The sequence below is a fragment of the Sinorhizobium chiapasense genome (assembly GCF_045277575.1).
Classification (GTDB): Bacteria; Pseudomonadota; Alphaproteobacteria; order Rhizobiales; family Rhizobiaceae; genus Ensifer; species Ensifer chiapasense_A.
In genome coordinates this window covers 2,306,679-2,324,736 of record NZ_CP144206.1, presented here as the reverse complement: position 1 = coordinate 2,324,736, position 18,058 = coordinate 2,306,679, and the positions used below count along the sequence as shown (strand labels likewise).

The window sequence follows — 18,058 nt, the reverse complement described above, 5'->3', positions numbered from 1 at the left end:
TCTCCTCAGCTTCTCGTCTTTGCTACCATGGTCAGGACGTCATATTGGGCAACAGTGACGCCATTCTGGTTGGTGACGCGGCAATCCCAGCGCACCTCCCCATGTTCGGCATCCGCACGCGGGTTGATCTCCTTGCAGGTCAGTTGCACCGTAAGCGTATCGCCCGGGTTGACCGGTGTCAGGAAGCGCAGGTTGTCGACGCCGTAATTGGCCAGAACCGGGCCCGGCGCCGGATCGACGAAGAGCCCGGCGGCAAAGGAGACGATGAGATAGCCGTGGGCGACGCGCCCGTCGAAGAACGGGTTGGCCTTGGCGGCCTCTTCGTCCATGTGGGCGTAGAAGGTGTCGCCGGTGAAATTGGCGAAATGCTCGATATCCGCCAGCGTCACCGTACGGGATGCGGTGACGAGCTGGTCGCCGATGCGAAGCTCGGCGAGCGACTTGCGGAACGGATGCTCGCCGCCGCTGCGGGCCTCGGCGTCCGCCACCCAACGGCCGGTGACAGCCGAGAGCATGGTCGGAGAGCCCTGGACGGCGGTGCGCTGCATGTAATGCTTGACGCCGCGCATGCCGCCGAGTTCCTCGCCACCACCGGCACGGCCCGGGCCGCCATGGACGAGGCCGGGCAGAGGCGAGCCGTGACCGGTCGAGGTCTTGGAGCTCACGCGATTGCCGATCAGGACACGGCCATGCAACGGGGCCATGCCGAGCACGACCTCTTCGGCAAAGGCCGGATCGTTGGTGAAGACCGAGGCGACAAGGCTGCCCTTGCCGCGGCGGGTAAGGTCGACCGCCTCTTCGCCTGTGTCATAGGGCATGACGGTACTGACCGGGCCGAAGGCCTCGACATCATGGACTGCCTTGGCCTCCCACGGACGATCGCAATAGAGCAGTACCGGATTGAGGAAGGCACCTGACTCGGCATCGCCTGAGATGATGCGCGGCGTGTCGGGGTCGCCCGCGACGATCTCAGCATCTTCGAGCAGATCGCGGATACGCTCCCGCACTTCGGTGCGCTGGTCGAGGCTAGCGAGCGGACCCATGCGGACATTCTCATCCGCCGGGTTTCCAAGCACGGTCTTGCCGAGACGTTCGCCGAGTGCGGCCACCAGCGCATCGCAATGGGCGCGCGGCGCAATGACGCGGCGGATGGCGGTGCATTTCTGCCCGGCCTTGGAGGTCATCTCGCGGGCAACTTCCTTGACGAAGAGGTCGAATTCCTCGGTACCCGGCCCGGCGTCGAGGCCGAGCACCGAAGCATTGAGGCTGTCAGCCTCCATGGTGAAGCGCACGGAATTGCCGATGACGGCCGGATGACTCTTCAGCTTGCGGCCGGTCGTAGCCGACCCCGTGAAGGTCACCACATCCTGGCCATCGACATGGTCGAGCAGGTCGCCGACCGAGCCGGAGATCAACTGCACCGCACCTTCCGGCAGGATACCGGTGTCGATCATGCGGCGCACGACGAGCTCGGTGAGATAGGCCGTCTGGCTGGCCGGTTTGACGATCGCCGGCATGCCGGCAAGCAGCGTCGGGGCGAGTTTTTCCAGCATGCCCCAGCAGGGAAAGTTGAAGGCGTTGATGTGGACGGCGACGCCTTGCAGCGGCGAGAGGATATGGCGGGCGGCAAAGGTGCCGTCGCGCGCCAGCGTCTCGACATCGCCATCGACCAGAACGCGGGTATTCGGGAGCTCGCGGCGGCCCTTAGAAGCGTAGGAGAGCAGCGTACCGATGCCGCCGTCGATATCGACCCAGCTGTCGGAGCGGGTGGCGCCTGTCGAAGCGGAAAGCGCATAGAACTCTTCCTTGCGTTCCATCAGCGCCAGGCCGAGCGCCTTCAACATGGCGGCGCGTTCATGGAAGGACAAGCGACGCAGCGCCGGGCCCGCCTTTTCGCGGCCATAAGCAAGGGTGCTGGCGAAATCGATGCCGCTGGAATCGATGAAAGCGACGGGCGCGCCGGTCGAGGCGTCGAGAAGCGGAACACCCTCCTTTGCGCCGGCGGTCCAGTTGCCACAGACATAGCTTTCAAGCCGGCGGGGCCGGGACGCCTGAACGTTCATGGTCGTTTCCTTTCAGAGCAGTTTCAGCGCGGCAAGCTGCGCATCGACATCCGCCTGCCATTCGGCAAGAAGCGTTTCGTTGGGGGTGTGGCGCAGGCCGAAACGCGCGAGCGTCGCATAGCGTGCCGAGCCGGAATGGCCGAAGCTCGCGGCGACCCGTGGTGTCCAGTAGGCGATGGAGGCGAGCGCCGCCGAGCGCGTCTCCGGCGTTGCAGCGATACGTTCCAACCCGGCAAGGCCGAGTTCGAGGTGGCGGGTCTCGCGCGGCAGGATGCGGCGGAAAACCTCTGCCAGCGGCTGATAAGAAACGTGAGACAGCTCGCGAAGCTGGATGACGCCCGCCTTGCCCATCAACACGTTCATGACGACGGCATCGACCCAGCCCTGCAACGGATAATGGAAGACCGAAAGGCGCATGTCGCCTTCCCGCCGTGCTGCCCCAATATCAGCATCTCGCGGCAGGCGGTCGGCCCAGGGGTGATGCACGGCGTAGCGGCCGCCATCGGCGCCGAAGCTCTCCATGACCTTCAGGACTTGCCCGGCATGATCGGACTTTTCGAGCACGATGCGGGCCGCGGAAATGCGCTCCTGAATGCCCGGCGCATCGTTGATCACGCCGGCAAAACCAGCGGAGCCCGCGAGCTCGCTGTCGACGAAGCTCGCCATCAGCCGCAAGAGCTCGCCGCGATAGCGCGCCGGAACATTGTCCGGCGAGGTCAGCCTGCCGCCCTGCGAAAGATAGTCTTCGATCGGCATGGTTTCCGTGTCGGTCATGGCCTTCTCCTCCCTCTGTCGCTCACTGGTCGTAGCTGACGACGACCTTGTCGCTCAGCGGGTAGCACTGGCAGGTGAGCACATAGCCCTGGCGGACTTCGTAGTCCTCGAGCGCGTGGTTGACCTCCATCTCCGTCTCGCCCTCGATGACCTTGGCCCGACAGGTGGAGCAGACGCCCGCCTTGCAGGCGTAAGGGGCGTCGATGCTGTTTTCGAGCGCGGCGTCGAGCAGGCTCTGGCCGTGCTTGGGCATGCTGAAGCTGCGGGTCGCGCCATCGAGCGTGATCGTCGCCTGACAGCTGGCATTGGCGTCGGCGCCCGCAGCACTCTGGGCACGGGCCAGCGCCCGGCCGGGCTGCGAGGACGCGAACAGCTCGAACTTGATCTGGTCGTCGCGCAGACCATGGTCGCGAAGGGCACCTGCGATCGCCAGCATCATCGGCTCGGGTCCGCAGATGAAGGCCGTGGTGACCGAGCGCAAGTCGATCCAACTCTTGAACAGGGCGGCGCATTTCTCCGCATTGACGCGGCCGGTGAAGAGATCGATGTCCTGCGCTTCGCTTTCCAGCACATGCAGGACGGAGAAGCGGCCGAGATAGCTGTTCTTCAGATCCTCCAGCTCCTCGCGGAACATGATCGAGGAGATCTGCCGGTTGGCATAAACAAGCGTGAAGCGGGAACGCGGCTCGCGCTGCAGCGTCGTCTTGATGATCGACAGGACCGGCGTGATGCCGCTACCGCCGGCAAAGCCGAGATAATGCTTGGAAATCTCCGGCTCGATGTCGGTGAAAAAGGCTCCCATCGGCGGCATGGCTTCGAGTGTGTCGCCGGCCTTCAGCTCTTCGTTGGCCCAGTTGGAAAAGCAGCCGCCATCGACCCGCTTGATGCCGACGCGCAGCACGCCCTCGTCGCGGCCGGCGCAGATCGAGTAGGAGCGGCGCAGCTCCTCACCGTCGAACTTGCGGCGGAAGGTCAGGTACTGGCCTTGGGTGAAATCGAAGGTATCGCGGTCTTCCTCGGACGGAACCAGCGTGACGACCACGGCGTCACGGGTTTCGCGGCGCACTTCGGTAACATTCAGGGAATGGAAACGTGCCATGGCGGCCCTCATCCTTTGTCTCGGGTCAGATGCACTTGAAGTAATCGAAGGGTTCCAGGCAGTCGGTGCAGCGATAGCTGGCCTTGCACGGCGTCGAACCGAACTGGCTGATCTTCTCGGTCCTGATCGATGCGCAGCGGGGACAGGCGATCGTCAGGTTCGAGCGGCCGGAGAGACGGTCGATGCGCTTCATTAGCACCCCGTTGGCCGCCGTGCCGTCGATCGGCGGGGCGATGCCGTAGGCTTGCAGCTTCTCGCGGCCTTCCGCGCTGATCCAGTCGGTGGTCCAGGCGGGCGAAAGCTGGCGCTTGAGCTTCACCTGGCCGATGCCGCGGTCGGTGAGCGCCCGCTCGATATCGAGATTGATCACGGACGTCGCCGGACAGCCGGAATAGGTCGGCGTGACGGTAACCACCAGCGCCTCGTCCTCCCAGGCGACATCGCGGATGATGCCGAGATCGACCAGCGAGATGACCGGGATTTCCGGATCCGGCACCTCGGCAAGCCACGTCCAGACTTCCTTCGTCGACGGATGTGCGGCCGTGATCATCGCGCCCTCCTACCAGGTTGCGCCCGGATAGGCGCGCTGCAGAAACTGCAGCTCCGCAAGGATGAAGCCGAGATGCTCGGTATGCGCCCCGCGCTTGCCGCCCTTCTGCATGTAGCCGTCGGCGGGCATCTTGAGGGTGGCCTCCTCGAGCGTCTCGCGAACCAGCGCATCCCATGCGGCCTTCTGCGATGCCGGCTCCGGCGCGATACCGTCGGCAGCAACCGCCGCATCGAAGGCGTCACCCATGAAGAGTTCGCCGGTATAGGGCCAAAGGTCGTCCAGCGCTTCCTGCATGCGGCGGTGGCTTTCCGCCGTTCCGTCGCCAAGCCGGATCACCAGATCGCCGCTACGCTCCAGGTGATAGGAGACTTCCTTGAACGCCTTCTCGGCGATCTCGGCGACGCGCCGGTCGCTGGAACCTTTCAGCGCCTTCAGCTGCAGGTAATGCCAGGCATCGAACAGGAACTGCCGCATCAGCGTCTTGCCGAAGTCGCCGTTCGGGCGCTCGACGAGCAGCACGTTGCGGAAATCCAGCGCGTCGCGCAGATAGGCGAGATCGTCCGCCGAGCGGCCCTTGCCTTCGACTTCGCCAGCGAGACCGAGCCAGAGCTGCGTCTGGCCGATCAGGTCGAGCGCGGTGTTGGAGAGCGCGATGTCCTCTTCCAGCGCCGGCGAATGGCCGCACCATTCGGAAACGCGGTGGCCAAGGATGAGCGCGTTGTCGCCCATGCGCTGCAGGAATTCGAAAAGGGCGGCGTTCTCGACGGCGCCCGTCTTTTCAGACGCGCCCATCACATATGCCCCACTTCATCCGGAACGTCGAAGAAGGTCGGGTGACGATAGACCTTGGAGTTCGATGGCTCGAACAGCGGGCCCTTGTCGGAGGGCGCGCTTGCGGTGATATCGGCCGAGCGCACCACCCAGATGCTCACCCCTTCGTTACGACGGGTATAGACGTCACGGGCATTGTTTACGGCCATTTCGGCATCCGGCGCATGCAGGCTACCGACGTGGCGGTGGTTGAGGCCGTGCTGGCCGCGGATGAAGACCTCCCAGAGGGGCCATTCGCTGGACATGATAACTCTCCCTTGAAACGATGACTGCTTCTGGCGCGCCAATGGCGACGCCCTGCCCTTCGTGAACGCTGGAAAGCGCCCGACCCCGGGGCAAAAGGCCCCTGTTACTCGGCTGCGACCCGCATGGCGCGGCGGGCTACGGCTTTCTCAGCATGCGCGACCAAGCCGTCGCGGAACCATGCGCCGTCGTCCCAGGCCTTTTTGCGGGCGTTGAGGCGTTCGGCATTGCAGGGGCCATTGCCGGCGATGACGGCGAAGAACTCGCTCCAATCAGGCTCGCCGAAATCATGGCCGCCCTTCGCCTCGTTCCACTTCAGCTCCGGATCGGGGATGGTAAGACCGAGATACTCGGCCTGCGGCACGGTCTGGTCGACGAACTTCTGACGCAGCTCGTCATTGGAGTTTTGCTTGATCTTCCAGGCCATCGACTGGGCTGAGTGCACGGAAGCATCGTCGGAGGGGCCGAACATCATCAGCGACGGCCACCACCAGCGGTTCAGCGCGTCCTGCACCAGCGCCTTTTGCGCCGGCGTTCCCTTCACCATCTTCATCAGGATGTCGTAGCCCTGACGCTGGTGAAAACTCTCTTCCTTGCAGATGCGGACCATGGCGCGGGCATAGGGCCCGTAGGAACAGCGCTGCAACGGCACCTGGTTCATGATGGCCGCGCCATCCACCAGCCAGCCGATGGCGCCGATATCGGCCCAGCTCAGCGTCGGATAGTTGAAGATCGAGGAGTACTTGGCCTTGCCGGAATGCAGCTGCTCGTACATCTCGTCACGGCTGACGCCGAGCGTTTCGGCAGCGCAGTAGAGATAGAGGCCGTGGCCGGCTTCGTCCTGGACCTTGGCAAGCAGGATCGCCTTGCGCTCCAGGGTCGGGGCGCGGGTGATCCAGTTGCCCTCCGGCAATTGACCGACGATTTCGGAATGGGCGTGCTGACTGATCTGGCGCACCAGCGTCTTGCGGTAGCCTTCCGGCATCCATTCCTTCGGTTCGATCTTCTGGCCGGCATCGATGCGCTCCTGGAAGGCGCGCTCGACCGGGTCCATCTCGTCAAGGCTGCGGACGCGGGCTGCGTCGGTCTTCACCATCTGTGCATACATGACAGCTTCTCCTGATTACCGGTTCAGACACGTTCGAGAATGAGTGCGATCCCCTGACCAACGCCGATGCACATGGTGCACAGGGCATAGCGACCGCCCTGGCGATGCAGCTGGTAGGTGGCCGTCGTCACGAGACGGGCGCCGCTCATGCCGAGCGGGTGACCGATGGCGATAGCGCCGCCATTCGGGTTCACATGGGCGGCATCATCAGGCAGGCCCAGATCCCGCAGCACGGCAAGCGCCTGCGAAGCGAAGGCTTCGTTGAGCTCGATGACATCCATCTGGCCGATGGAAAGGCCGGCGCGCTCGAGCACCCGGCGGGCGGCCGGCGCCGGACCGATGCCCATGATGCGCGGCTCGACGCCGGCAGCCGCCATCGCGACGATGCGGGCCTTCGGCAAAAGCCCCTGCTCCTTGATCGCCTTTTCACCGGCAATCAGCAGGGCTGCCGCACCATCGTTGACGCCAGAGGCATTGCCGGCGGTGACGGTACGATCAGGGCCGTTGACGCCCTTCAGCTTGGCAAGCTGCTCGATGGTGGTGCCGGGACGCGGATGTTCGTCGCGATCGACGACGAGCGCATCTCCCTTTTTCTGGGCGACATGCACAGGCGCGATCTCGTCGGCGAAAACGCCGGCTTCCTGAGCGGCCGCCCAGCGCGCCTGGCTGCGGGCGGCAAAGGCATCCTGATCGGCACGGCTGACGCCGAAATCGCCGGCGACGTTATCGGCGGTCTCCGGCATGGAATCGACGCCAAATGCGGCCTTCAGCTTCGGATTGACGAAGCGCCAGCCGATGGTCGTGTCATAGATGGCGCTGGAGCGGGAAAAAGCGCTCTCGGCCTTCGGCATGACGAAGGGCGCGCGACTCATGCTTTCGACACCACCGGCGATGACGACATCGCAATCGCCGGCGCGAATGGCGCGCGCAGCCATGCCGACGGCGTCCATGCCGGAGCCACAGAGGCGGTTGACAGTCGTTGCGGGAATGCTGACGGGCATGCCGGACAGCAACACCGCCATGCGGCCGACGTTGCGGTTGTCCTCGCCCGCCTGATTGGCGCAGCCATAGATGAGGTCGTCGACCTTCGACCAGTCCATGTTCGGATTGCGAGCCATCAGTGCGCTCAGCGGCACGGCCGCGAGATCATCGGCGCGGACCGAAGACAAGGCGCCGCCGTAACGACCGATAGGCGTGCGAACAGCGTCGCAGATATAGGCTTCAGACACGCAAGCTCCTCCCTAGTATCCATGGCCGCATTCTTTCCTCGAAGAATTGACCGACCGTTCGGTTACTTTTTTATCACTCGACATGTCACAGATCAATGCCGATTTTCCATATTTTTGTGACATATCCTCGCGTGAGCCACCAACATACCACGAAACACGGGTTTTTCGTTTGAAATGCGTGCTACGCCGCGCCCGCAAGAAGCGACAAACGGCGCCTGGTGGCCTCGCTATCTACGGGCAACGCGCCGTCAGCAGTCACGAAACGATGGGCCACACAGCGATCCGCATCGGGCGAAAGACGAAGATAGAGGCGCGCAAAAAGGGCTCTCGCGTCATCGCCCGGCCAGCCCGCCGGGAGTGCCGCCTGCGGGAGACGCGGATCGCGCAGCACGACAAGACGGAACTGGTGGACAAGCACAAGCCGGGTGACCAGGCTTTCCAAAGCTGTCAGCCGGGCTCCACCCGCAAGGAGGCTCTCGATCCGACCGAAGCGGCCAAGAAAGCCGCGATAGGCATCGGCATGATATTCGAGGTCCCAATGGTCGGCAGCAAAGGCGCCAAGGTCGGCTTCTCCGCTCACCACTTCTGCCCGAAAGACGACCGCCGGCTGTTCAAGAGGCGGCATGGCCCGCGCACCTACGGCGAGCCTCGGGCCAAGCCGTGAATGACCCGCTCGCTCGAGGATCTGCATCGCTTCATCGGGCCGCTCTCCCGTCAGTTGCACGAAATGCCAGTCAGCGGGCTCGGGCGGACCGAACAACATCCGGGCGGCGGCGGCGAACTCCGCCCGGGCCGGCGGGGCCAGCCGATAGAAACTCCGGCGACCTTCACGTTCACCGGACAACTGGCCTGCAGCAACAAGACGAGAGACGGCCGTGCGCACGAGAGTTTCGCTGATGCCGACCTCGGCACAGATTTCGACCAGATTGCCGGTCCAGATCACGCCGCCACGCGGCTCGACCACATCGCCATAAACGGTGACGATAAAGCCCGCCGCCTTCAACGGGCTTTCGTCAAGGATCGCTTGCAGCTGCGCTGTAAACGATTTTCCGGTCTTGTCCTTCCCCAGCAAAAGGGACTCCACTCATGATCGTGCCCTGGTTTACCGGATTGCTTAGCCCCAAAAAGGCAGGATCCGATACCCCGATTTTCATAATCTCGATCATGAAAAGCATGATAGCAAGACTGCAACATCCGCCTTTCCATCCGCATTGGGACGCTGCAACCGGCTCAATCCGTCAATGATATCAATCACACGGACAGTGGGGCGGAGCGTGCCCAATCTGCCTTGAACATCTTGGGGCGCCCCACGGCGGCCACCCGAAATTCGCGATGCGATAAATCGTGGCCGCTGGCGCGCGGCGCAAGACTACATCTTCAGCGTCGGAACGCAAACCACGGTACTACCACCGTCAATTGTCATCACTGAGCCGGTAATCAGTCGCGCACGGTCTGATGACAAGAAGCAGCAAAGGTCAGCCACTTCTCCAGCATCACCGGCTCGCCGGAGCGGAGTATCGGATGTAACATGCTCATAGGCGCCTTCCAATGTGACAGCCTCCCTTGCCATGACCGGAGACATTTCCTCGTCGGCCATCGGCGTACGGATCCATCCCGGGCAAACGGCATTGGCCCTCACGCCTTGCGGGCCGTAATCCATCGCGATCGATCTCATTAGGCCAATAACCGCGTGTTTCGCGGTCACATATCCACATGTCATCGGCATTGCCTGCAATCCAGCAATCGAGGAAACAATGATAAAAGCACCCTTGCTTTCAATGAGAGACGGCAAGGTCGCTTTCGCCGTAAAGTAGGCCGTGTCCAGGTTCGAATGCATCTGCCGACGCCAGCTATCGTCGGAGAGATCAAGCACGGAGCCGGTTTCCACGGCACCGGCGCAGGCGACCACCGCGTCAAGCCTCCCAAACCGCGAGCGTGCTTCGTTAACTGCATTGGATACATTATCCAGAGACCCCGCATCCCCGGGATAGGCGAAAACGGAATCCTCGCGATCAATCGTGGCCGCAACAGCATTGATCGCTTCAGGCCTGCGTCCCATCAGGACGACGCGCCCTCCCTCTTGCACTACCTGTCGGCATGTTGCCGCCCCAATACCGGTACCCGCACCGGTAACGAAGACGACTTTATCTTTGAGCATCATTGGCGAACCTCCAGCATATTGAGCAAGCGCATCATGATCCAGTCCGCGGCGAAGGCAATCTATTTTTGACTCATACGTCATAATTTACACGAGAAGACGAAATATTGAACTTTCTGTCTAGAAATATGGCAAGAAGTATGTTTTTCTCGTCTCATTGCCTCATCACAAAAAGGGGAATGGCAAATGACGGATTCAGCTTCTATCCAGACGGCAACTATAAGTCCCGTCGAGACTCCTCATCTCAAGGGCCAGATGGGCCCGATTGCACTCGCCCTCACAGTTGTCGCCTTTGCCGCACCTCTCGCGAGCGTGGTGGGCGTGCTTCCACTGGTCATTCAATTCGGTGGGGCAGGAGCTCCCATAGCTTTTGCAGCAGCCATGGCGATGTTGATTCTCTTCTCGGTCGGCTATACTGCGATGAGCCGATATCTTCCTAATCCGGGGGCGTTTTACGCCTACATCAGTGCCGGTCTCGGCCAGACTTTCGGTCTGGCCGCCAGCTTCATGGCTGTCCTCGGCTACCTCATGATCGGCTTGGGCATCACCATCTTTTTTGGCATCGTCGCTGGCGATCTGGTAACGAATACGCTGCACGGCCCGGTGCTTTCCTGGTGGATTTACTCGCTGCTGCTCGTCGTCGCTGTCGGTATCCTCGGCTATATGCGCATCGACCTGTCTGCGAAGGTCTTGTCGGTCGTCATGGTTCTGGAAATCGGCATCGTTCTGATCTTCGACTTTATCGTGGGACGTCAGGGGGGGCCTGAGGGAATTTCATTTGCCTCTTTCCATTGGGGCGCCCTCGATAGCAGCGTGGCCGGAATTTGCGTTCTGTTCGCCGTGATCACCTTTCTCGGCTTCGAAGCGACCGCCATTTTCCGTGAAGAGAGCAGAGATCCGCGCAAGACCATTCCGCGCGCGACCTATCTCAGCGTCTGCTTCATCGGCATCTTCTATGTCTTGACCACATGGTTGCTCATCATCGCTTATGGCATCACTCAGGCCCAGACCGTTGCTACGGCCAATCCGACTGGCATGTTTACCAGCGCAATGGTGAGTTACGTTGGCGGCTGGGCGGGTGATGCGTTGTCAATTCTCGTCGTGTCTTCCGCCTTCGCAGCTGTGCTCTCGTGCCAAAACATCATTGCACGCTACTGCCATTCGCTGGGCATCGATGAGGCATTGCCTGCATTCCTTGGTCGGGTCCATCCGCGGCACGGCTCTCCTTACGTCGCATCGCTGGTTCTTTCGGTCACGCTTGCTGCCGGAGTAATCGTATTCTCGGGCTCCGACCCGAACGTGACTTACGCCTGGATGGCTGGCGCCGGCGGCTTTCCGCTTCTGTTCCTGATGTTCCTGACCAGCATCGCAGTCATCCTTTTCTTCGTCAGAAAGCGCAGCGAGATCACAGATGTCAGCATCTGGCAGACCCTGGTGGCGCCTATCCTCGCTGCGATCGGCCTTGGTGCGGCTGTCTACCTTTCGGCAACTAACTTCGTCGCCTTGACCGGGGGTGACGAGACGACTGCTGTCGTGCTGCAGATCGTTATCTGGTCGCTGTTCGTCTCGGGTGTCGTGCTTGCATTGTTCTACAAGTCGAAGCGCCCAGACATCTATGCCAAGATCGGCAGACAGCAGCTTTGCTAAATTATCGCCGGCTCAGCCGAAGGCCTGACACATCCCCAATGATCACCGCCATGCCAATGGCGGTGATTTGCGTTGAGGTTCACTGAATTTGGCGCTTCTGCCGCAATGTCATCGTCGGGCTGGGCGAGGATCACCTTGTCTGGCGTGCCAACTGCATAATCTGGCGCATGCATTCTTCCTCGATTCCCTCAAGCTCTTTGTGCTTGGGCCGATCGGCTGAAATGAGCAGCATCAGCCCTTCGATCTGAACCGCGATGAGGGCTGCAACTTTCGGTAAGCGGTCTATTTCGATATCGGGATTGATGATCGCAAGCTGTCTCTCCAAAGACCTGCGATGATCCGTGTACATGAGGTCCATCAGCTCCGATACGAATTCGTTTCGCTGTGACAGTGCCCAGAGACTGAAGAACACCGCATTGGTTCTCCTGGACTTGCAATCCTCGATAAGGAATCGAATGGTTTCCTCAAATTGTCGCTCCACGTTGCCTGCATGAAGTTCTGCCAATCGGTCATACTCGACAAAGTAATGATGGAGAATGTACCGTGTTACGGCCTGCAGAAGAGCTTCATGGTTCGCGTAATAATGCTGCAGGTTGCCAATCGTAATTCCCGCCTTTCTAGCGACTGACCGTAAACTCATCCCCTCGAAGCCTTCAGCTTCGATGACCTCCAAGGCCGACTCCAAGAGCAGCTTCACGCGCTGTCGACCCTTGGTCGTTGTCACGGATGCACCGAAAAACTCGTTGTCGCCACCCCTGAGGCCATCAGGCGCCACGATGGCTCTAATGGATGGATCCGCCGCTCGCACAACCGATGCGCCCACACTCTGTGTATCTCGTTCAACGTCCATTCTCACGCCCGAATAGGAAACAAAAGATTCAGATTGACAAAAAGGTCGCATGACCTATTTTCATTATAGGTCGTGCGACCTATAATTACTGTTTCTTACATTACCGGCAAGGCTAAACGAAAGCGCATGGGAGAGCGACCGCTAGTTCAGCGCGTCGAAGGCTTTCTGCTGTCCGCCGGTTAGTTGCGGAAACAGTTGAGCTCTTGAGGAGGAGGTAAATATGACAAACCCCAAACAAATCACACGCCGCGCCCTGATAAAGGCAGGAGGCGGCTTGGCGACGGTCGCTCCCATTCTCGCGTCTGCCAATGGGGCCGAAGCGAACCAGCGCGACATCGATGTCATCGTCATCGGAGGTGGTTTCGCCGGCTGCACGGCCGCCCGAGAATTGGGTAATGCGGGCCTGAAAACGCTTCTCATCGAGGCGCGTCCGATTCTTGGAGGTCGCACCCATACCGGCGAATACAACGGCCACCAGACGGAATTCGGCGGCACTTGGGTGCACTGGTGCCAACCGAACGTATGGGCGGAAATGAACCGCTACGGCCTTGGTGTCAAGGAAAGCGTGGGCGCTGTACCCGACACTGCCGCCTGGATGATCGACGGCAAGGTACGGACGGAGGCATCGAGCGTTTACCTCGAAATCTTCATGGGAGCGATGCACAAGTTCTGCGATGTCGACGGCTTGGGTGGAGCAACGATCTTCCCGCAGGCGCATGCTCCTTTCGCAACCGACAAATGGAAGCAGTACGATGCAATGACCTGCGTCGACCGGATCGAGCAACTGGATGCCACGCCGGAAGAAAAGGCGCTTCTAAACTCGTGGGTTTCGATTTGCTGCCATAACGACCCGTCCTTGGCAGGCTTCGTCGATATGCTGAAATGGTACTCGCTCGGCGACTTCAATGTCGGCCTTCTGTGGGACCGCTGCGGCCATTACAAAATCAAGGAGGGTACGGCAGGTCTGATCGATCATCTGATAGAAGATGGAAAACCCGAGGTCAAGTTGTCGACAGCGGTAAAGGAAATCCGACAGGACGGCGACGGCGTAGAGGTTACCGTCGAATCCGGCGAAAAATATCGCGCGAAGCGCGCCATCTGTGCCGTGCCGTTGAACACTTTGTCGAAAGTGAAATTCGATCCGCCGCTGATGGAAGCAAAAAGCACAGCCTCCGAACAAAGACACACCGGCGCCGGCCTTAAGTTCTACTTCACCATCGATAAGGATGTGGGGAAATTTCTTGCCTCGGCGCCGTATCCTTTCCCGATCAGCATGTTCTGGACGGAATATGTCGAAGGCGGGAAAACGACAATGGTTGCCTTCGCCAGCCCCAGTGACATCGACCTTCTGGATCCCCCGACCCTAACCACCTACATCCAGAAATTCATTCCGGATGCCGAGGTCATCGATACCGCCGGGTTCCCGTGGGCCGAAGACGAATACATTCAGGGCACTTGGTGCTTCTATCGCAAAGGCCAATTCACGAATGCTCTTGCCGCACTTCAGCAGCCGGAAGGTCTTGTGCACTTCGCAAGTGCTGACAGCGCGAATGGATGGCGCGGCTTTATTGATGGCGCGATCGAGCGCGGAAACCATGTTGCCCACGCAGTCGTCTCAGAACTGAGAAAAGCATGAGTGCAGCAGCAATGAAACTCATGTCGAGATCGATGGCATGCGCCATCGCCCTTCTGAGCATGGTGCCGCTACCTGCACACGCCTGCGATGCGCCCGGCGCCCGACGTGCCATCGAGGCCCGACTGGCCGAGCTTGAAGGATATTGGAACGGCAACAAGCCAGCTGAATTGGTCGATGCCCTCTACGATAAGGACGTCGTCATTCTTGGAGAGCAACTGCCCAAGCCGGCTGTCGGGCGCGACCAGGCGAAGCCTCTTGTCGGTGAACTGATCGAGGCGTTTCCGAGCGCCGAGATCGCCCTGGAACGTATCGCCAGCGAGAGCAGTGATCAGATGGGCACCTGGGTGCTTTGGACCCTTGCAGGCAAGGAAGCAAGTCAAGCACCAACCAAGGTGCGTTCCCTGTTTATCTGGTCGAAGGTTGGCGAGGACTGGCTGATCCGGGCCGACATGTATTCCTTTGGAGGCTACTGAGATGACCTTGTTTGGTGCAACCATGCGGTCAGCGGCCATATCGCTGCCCCTCCTGTTCACCTCTCCCTCCTTCGCGGGAGACGGGGATCCGGCTGCCGGCAAGATCGTGTTTGGTCGATGCACGGTCTGTCATGTTGCTGAGTCCGAAACAAATGCGGTCGGCCCCAATCTGTTCGGAATCAGAGGGCGCCAGGTCGCGGCGGCCGAGAAGTTCGAGTATTCCCCTGCAATGCGGGCCTTCGCACAGGGCGGGCGGACTTGGGATGATGTGACCCTCACGTTGTTCATAAAGGCGCCGAGGCAAACGGTTCCCGGCACGAAAATGGCATTTGCTGGCCTGAAGAACGAGGCAGACGTTTCCAATCTGCTCGCCTATTTCGAAAGTTTGCAAAGGTGACGCTCTCGTGATCTGCCCGGAGACACCATCCAGAGTGTCGCGAACATCAAGCAACAGAGGAGGAAGCAAAAATGACGGTCTTTTCATACATCAAAGACAATCGGTCCGAAGACGGCTGGATGGAATTCGATCCGGCCCAGAACGGCGCGCGCAACATCATCGGCAATTTCAGTGCGAAGAGCCGCATTGACTTCACGAGCGATAACGTTGTCGCCGGAGAATATGTGCAGGCACCCGCGTCGGCGATCATAACTTGGCCATTCACCGAACACGCCTTCGTTCTGGAAGGCAGTGTCACCATCAAGGATCTTGAGACCGGCAAATCGGCTACCTATGGGGTTGGCGATGGCTGGATCATCAAGCAGGGCTCACAAACGGAATGGACCGTTACCGAGACCTTTCGCAAGGCCTTCTTTCTCCATTCCGCATGACCCGATTATTGGCAGGCTCGTTGACGCCTCGCGATAGATAGTCGCCAAACAAGCGTCCAGACCGTTTCGGCGCGTTACTGAAACGGTCTGGGGACATTTTAGGTGAATGAAAAGGTCTGAAGACCGGTCCTTGCCGGCGGAACCGTCTCGACACCACAGGCACGATCCGCCTCATACGAACACGACTTGAATGTCTGTGTACTCGGCCAGGCCTTCTTCGGAGAACTCGACGCCGATGCCGGATGTCTTGACACCGCCGAAGGGTGCGTTGGGCTGGATGGCCCCATGCTTGTTGATCCAGACCGAGCCGCATTCGAGCCGGCTCGCGACCTGACGCGCCATCGCCTTGTCCGAAGACCAGACCGAGCCGCCAAGCCCGTTCGGGCTGTCATTGGCCAGCCGGATCGCCTCTTCGACGTCCGAGTAGCGGATGATCGGCAGGACCGGGCCGAACTGTTCCTCATCCACAAGCGCATCGCCATTGCGAAGCCCGGAGACGATCGTCGGCGGGAAGAAAAGGCCCTCGCCCGGCTCTCCGCCCAGCAGAACCTTGCCGCGCCCCTTCGCATCCGCCACGAGCCCGGCGACCTTGTCGAACTGCATGCGGTTCTGGACGGGACCGAGCAGGCTCGCCTCATCCAGACCGTTGCCGACCGGAATAGCCTTCGCATAGGCCACGAGCGCATCGCACACCGCATCGTGGATGGAGTCGTGCACGTAAAGACGCTTCATCGCTGCGCAGGTCTGGCCATTGTTGAGGAAGGCACCCCAGAACAGCCCCTCCGCGATCTTCTCCGGATCCGCTTCCGCAAGCACGATGGCGGCATCGTTGCCGCCAAGCTCGAGCGTCAGGCGCTTCATCGTTTCTGCAGCCGATTGCATGACCTTCTGGCCGGTCGCACAGGATCCGGTAAACACGATCTTGCGAATGTCCGGGTGCGACGACATCGCGCCTCCCAGATTGAACGCTTGGTCGTCACCCGTCACCACATTGACCACGCCCGCGGGAAGCACCTCGTTCATGATCTCGACGAGCCGCAAGGTCGAAAGCGGCGTGTAGGGCGAGGGTTTGATGACGACGGTGTTGCCCGTGCGAAGGGCAGGAAGGATATGCCAGACCGCAATCATGACAGGGAAGTTCCACGGCGCGATGGAGCCGACCACGCCGAGCGGTTTGCGGTGCAGTTCCACCCTGCCCTGCTCATTGTCTTGCAAGACCTTCGGCGGCAACGACAGGCCGGACGTATAACCAGCCCAGGCGACCGCGCCTCTCATTTCCCAACGGGAGCCCATGCCGTTCAAAGGTTTGCCCTGCTCCAGCGTGATAAGTTCAGCAAGCTCTGCGGAATGCGCCTCGATTTTCGCCGTCACGGCCGCGCAGGCCGCCTGCAGAGCCGCATCGCTCTGAGCCGACCAGGAAACGAAGGCGGCCTTCGCAGCAGAGACAGCCGCATCAAGCTCCCCCTGCCCCATGTTCGGCGCACGACCCACAGTCTCCCCATTCGCAGGATTACAAACTGTAAAATCAGAGCCAACCCGCAGAGGCTTACCATCAATGATCGCTGCATAGTGCTTCATGACACTCTTCTTTCGACTGGATTTCATCATTCTCCCCCAGGTATTGATGCTATCCCCGTACGTCACAGACATGGTCCACCGGTCGAACTAGAACTTCGGTGGAACCCTGCAGACAGCCCGATATGCCGCGATGACGGTATTCGCCATCAGCATGGCGATGGTCATGGGACCGACGCCGCCCGGTACCGGCGTGATGACACCAGCGACCTTCTCCAATTCGGCAAAGGCGACATCGCCCACGAGGCGGAACTTACCCTCGCCCTTGTCCAGCGCCGGGACCCGGTTGATGCCGACGTCTATGACGGTCGCGCCGGGCTTGACCCAGTCCGCCTTCACCATCCCGGGACGACCTACGGCCGCCACGAGGATATCGGCGTTTCGGCAGACGGCCGGCAGGTCCTTCGTGCGCGAATGGGCGGTCGTCACCGTCGCGTTCGCTGCCAGCAGCAGGAGCGACATCGGCTTGCCGAAAAGATTCGAGCGACCGATGACGACGGCGTTCAGGCCGGATAGGTCCTCACCGTGGGTGCGACGCACGAAGACCATTGCGCCGGCCGGCGTGCAGGAGACGAGGCCGCTGTCGAGGTCGCCTGCCGCGACCTTGCCGGCATTGACCACATGCAGCCCGTCCACATCCTTTTCGGGCAGGATGGACTGAATGATCGGGTCGGAATCGAGGTGTCTCGGCAGCGGCAGCTGGACGAGAATGCCGTGAATGGAGGCATCGGCATTCAGCGTCCGGACGAGGTTTGCCAGCTCTTCCTGCGTCGTCGCTTGCGGCAAGGTATGCTGGACAGAATTGAAGCCGCATTCCTTGGCCATCTTGCTCTTTGCGCCGACATAAGCATGGCTGGCGGGATCGTCGCCAACGATGACGACCGCAAGCCCAGGCTTAACCTCAGCTTCGCTCTTCAAGCTGGCGGCCGCCGATTTCACAACTTCGATGATGGACGCTGCGGTCTGTTTTCCGTCGATGATGATAGCCGTCATC

18 protein-coding genes are annotated in these 18,058 nt (G+C 60.8%); 5 read left to right on the top strand and 13 right to left on the bottom strand.

The features are described from left to right. Nucleotides 1-5 precede the first annotated feature (5 nt). From paaZ to QM996_RS29520, 10 genes are all read right to left on the bottom strand, one after another. Nucleotides 6-2,063 (bottom strand): phenylacetic acid degradation bifunctional protein PaaZ, encoded by a 2,058-nt coding sequence (gene paaZ, locus QM996_RS29565; RefSeq protein ID WP_334197385.1) that lies wholly within the window; start codon nt 2,061-2,063, stop codon nt 6-8. Nucleotides 2,064-2,075: 12 nt separating this feature from the next. Beyond that, nucleotides 2,076-2,837 carry a Phenylacetic acid catabolic protein gene (locus tag QM996_RS29560; RefSeq protein WP_334197384.1) on the bottom strand — a complete coding sequence of 254 codons (762 nt, stop codon included), beginning with the start codon at nt 2,835-2,837 and terminating at the stop codon, nt 2,076-2,078. Between the two features lie 22 nt (nt 2,838-2,859). Continuing rightward, complete coding sequence (gene paaE / locus QM996_RS29555) at nt 2,860-3,936, bottom strand: 1,2-phenylacetyl-CoA epoxidase subunit PaaE (protein ID WP_334197383.1); 1,077 nt, start codon at nt 3,934-3,936, stop codon at nt 2,860-2,862. A 25-nt stretch (nt 3,937-3,961) separates the two neighbouring features. Next, complete coding sequence (paaD, locus tag QM996_RS29550) at nt 3,962-4,486, bottom strand: 1,2-phenylacetyl-CoA epoxidase subunit PaaD (protein ID WP_334197382.1); 525 nt, start codon at nt 4,484-4,486, stop codon at nt 3,962-3,964. A gap of 9 nt (nt 4,487-4,495) precedes the next feature. Further along, entirely contained in the window at nt 4,496-5,278 is a 783-nt protein-coding gene (gene paaC / locus QM996_RS29545; RefSeq protein ID WP_334197381.1) for a 1,2-phenylacetyl-CoA epoxidase subunit PaaC, read from the bottom strand. After that, complete coding sequence (paaB, locus tag QM996_RS29540) at nt 5,278-5,562, bottom strand: 1,2-phenylacetyl-CoA epoxidase subunit PaaB (RefSeq protein ID WP_327513036.1); 285 nt, start codon at nt 5,560-5,562, stop codon at nt 5,278-5,280. Before paaB ends, paaC begins: the two co-directional genes overlap by 1 nt. A 104-nt stretch (nt 5,563-5,666) precedes the next feature. Next, nucleotides 5,667-6,668, bottom strand: a complete 1,002-nt coding sequence (gene paaA, locus QM996_RS29535) for a 1,2-phenylacetyl-CoA epoxidase subunit PaaA (protein ID WP_334197380.1) — start codon at nt 6,666-6,668, stop codon at nt 5,667-5,669. A gap of 23 nt (nt 6,669-6,691) precedes the next feature. Next, nucleotides 6,692-7,897: a 3-oxoadipyl-CoA thiolase gene (pcaF, locus tag QM996_RS29530; RefSeq protein WP_334197379.1), complete on the bottom strand. Its 1,206-nt coding sequence runs from the start codon at nt 7,895-7,897 to the stop codon at nt 6,692-6,694. A gap of 181 nt (nt 7,898-8,078) precedes the next feature. Beyond that, nucleotides 8,079-8,969: a phenylacetic acid degradation operon negative regulatory protein PaaX gene (paaX, locus tag QM996_RS29525; RefSeq protein WP_334197378.1), complete on the bottom strand. Its 891-nt coding sequence runs from the start codon at nt 8,967-8,969 to the stop codon at nt 8,079-8,081. A gap of 297 nt (nt 8,970-9,266) precedes the next feature. Then, the gene (locus tag QM996_RS29520; protein ID WP_334198711.1) at nt 9,267-10,055 is read right to left on the bottom strand and encodes an SDR family NAD(P)-dependent oxidoreductase; all 789 of its coding nucleotides are present in this window, start codon (nt 10,053-10,055) and stop codon (nt 9,267-9,269) included. Nucleotides 10,056-10,241: 186 nt separating this feature from the next. Here QM996_RS29520 and QM996_RS29515 point away from each other — a divergent pair, with 186 nt between their 5' ends. Beyond that, nucleotides 10,242-11,702: an APC family permease gene (locus tag QM996_RS29515; RefSeq protein WP_334197377.1), complete on the top strand. Its 1,461-nt coding sequence runs from the start codon at nt 10,242-10,244 to the stop codon at nt 11,700-11,702. A 130-nt stretch (nt 11,703-11,832) separates the two neighbouring features. On the opposite strand, the gene QM996_RS29510 is transcribed toward QM996_RS29515, so the two are convergent. Further along, the gene (locus tag QM996_RS29510) at nt 11,833-12,552 is read right to left on the bottom strand and encodes a TetR/AcrR family transcriptional regulator (RefSeq protein WP_334197376.1); all 720 of its coding nucleotides are present in this window, start codon (nt 12,550-12,552) and stop codon (nt 11,833-11,835) included. Between the two features lie 220 nt (nt 12,553-12,772). Here QM996_RS29510 and QM996_RS29505 point away from each other — a divergent pair, with 220 nt between their 5' ends. The 4 genes from QM996_RS29505 (at nt 12,773) to QM996_RS29490 (ending at nt 15,489) form a co-directional block, all read left to right on the top strand. Next, nucleotides 12,773-14,188 (top strand): flavin monoamine oxidase family protein, encoded by a 1,416-nt coding sequence (locus QM996_RS29505; protein ID WP_334197375.1) that lies wholly within the window; start codon nt 12,773-12,775, stop codon nt 14,186-14,188. After that, entirely contained in the window at nt 14,185-14,661 is a 477-nt protein-coding gene (locus QM996_RS29500; protein WP_334197374.1) for a hypothetical protein, read from the top strand. Before QM996_RS29505 ends, QM996_RS29500 begins: the two co-directional genes overlap by 4 nt. A gap of 1 nt (nt 14,662) precedes the next feature. Continuing rightward, a complete protein-coding gene (locus QM996_RS29495) occupies nt 14,663-15,058 on the top strand; it encodes a c-type cytochrome (RefSeq protein WP_334197373.1) in 396 nt (131 codons plus the stop codon). Nucleotides 15,059-15,129: 71 nt separating this feature from the next. Next, nucleotides 15,130-15,489 (top strand): cupin domain-containing protein, encoded by a 360-nt coding sequence (locus tag QM996_RS29490; protein ID WP_334197372.1) that lies wholly within the window; start codon nt 15,130-15,132, stop codon nt 15,487-15,489. Nucleotides 15,490-15,660: 171 nt separating this feature from the next. Here the strand turns inward: QM996_RS29490 and QM996_RS29485 are convergent, their stop codons facing one another. Then, a complete protein-coding gene (locus QM996_RS29485; protein ID WP_334197371.1) occupies nt 15,661-17,067 on the bottom strand; it encodes an aldehyde dehydrogenase family protein in 1,407 nt (468 codons plus the stop codon). A gap of 87 nt (nt 17,068-17,154) precedes the next feature. After that, nucleotides 17,155-18,057: a bifunctional methylenetetrahydrofolate dehydrogenase/methenyltetrahydrofolate cyclohydrolase FolD gene (folD, locus tag QM996_RS29480; protein WP_334197370.1), complete on the bottom strand. Its 903-nt coding sequence runs from the start codon at nt 18,055-18,057 to the stop codon at nt 17,155-17,157. Nucleotide 18,058 lies beyond the last annotated feature (1 nt).

What these genes read in the sequence shown, in the direction of transcription:
- QM996_RS29520 (WP_334198711.1), bottom strand. Translation starts at nt 10,055, where the DNA reads ATGCTCAAAGATAAAGTCGTCTTCGTTACCGGTGCGGGTACCGGTATT.
- QM996_RS29490 (WP_334197372.1), top strand. Translation starts at nt 15,130, where the DNA reads ATGACGGTCTTTTCATACATCAAAGACAATCGGTCCGAAGACGGCTGG.
- paaZ (WP_334197385.1), bottom strand. Translation starts at nt 2,063, where the DNA reads ATGAACGTTCAGGCGTCCCGGCCCCGCCGGCTTGAAAGCTATGTCTGT.
- QM996_RS29500 (WP_334197374.1), top strand. Translation starts at nt 14,185, where the DNA reads ATGAGTGCAGCAGCAATGAAACTCATGTCGAGATCGATGGCATGCGCC.
- paaE (WP_334197383.1), bottom strand. Translation starts at nt 3,936, where the DNA reads ATGGCACGTTTCCATTCCCTGAATGTTACCGAAGTGCGCCGCGAAACC.
- paaC (WP_334197381.1), bottom strand. Translation starts at nt 5,278, where the DNA reads ATGGGCGCGTCTGAAAAGACGGGCGCCGTCGAGAACGCCGCCCTTTTC.
- paaD (WP_334197382.1), bottom strand. Translation starts at nt 4,486, where the DNA reads ATGATCACGGCCGCACATCCGTCGACGAAGGAAGTCTGGACGTGGCTT.
- QM996_RS29515 (WP_334197377.1), top strand. Translation starts at nt 10,242, where the DNA reads ATGACGGATTCAGCTTCTATCCAGACGGCAACTATAAGTCCCGTCGAG.
- QM996_RS29505 (WP_334197375.1), top strand. Translation starts at nt 12,773, where the DNA reads ATGACAAACCCCAAACAAATCACACGCCGCGCCCTGATAAAGGCAGGA.
- paaB (WP_327513036.1), bottom strand. Translation starts at nt 5,562, where the DNA reads ATGTCCAGCGAATGGCCCCTCTGGGAGGTCTTCATCCGCGGCCAGCAC.
- folD (WP_334197370.1), bottom strand. Translation starts at nt 18,057, where the DNA reads ATGACGGCTATCATCATCGACGGAAAACAGACCGCAGCGTCCATCATC.
- QM996_RS29560 (WP_334197384.1), bottom strand. Translation starts at nt 2,837, where the DNA reads ATGACCGACACGGAAACCATGCCGATCGAAGACTATCTTTCGCAGGGC.
- paaA (WP_334197380.1), bottom strand. Translation starts at nt 6,668, where the DNA reads ATGTATGCACAGATGGTGAAGACCGACGCAGCCCGCGTCCGCAGCCTT.
- QM996_RS29485 (WP_334197371.1), bottom strand. Translation starts at nt 17,067, where the DNA reads ATGAAGCACTATGCAGCGATCATTGATGGTAAGCCTCTGCGGGTTGGC.
- QM996_RS29510 (WP_334197376.1), bottom strand. Translation starts at nt 12,552, where the DNA reads ATGGACGTTGAACGAGATACACAGAGTGTGGGCGCATCGGTTGTGCGA.
- QM996_RS29495 (WP_334197373.1), top strand. Translation starts at nt 14,663, where the DNA reads ATGACCTTGTTTGGTGCAACCATGCGGTCAGCGGCCATATCGCTGCCC.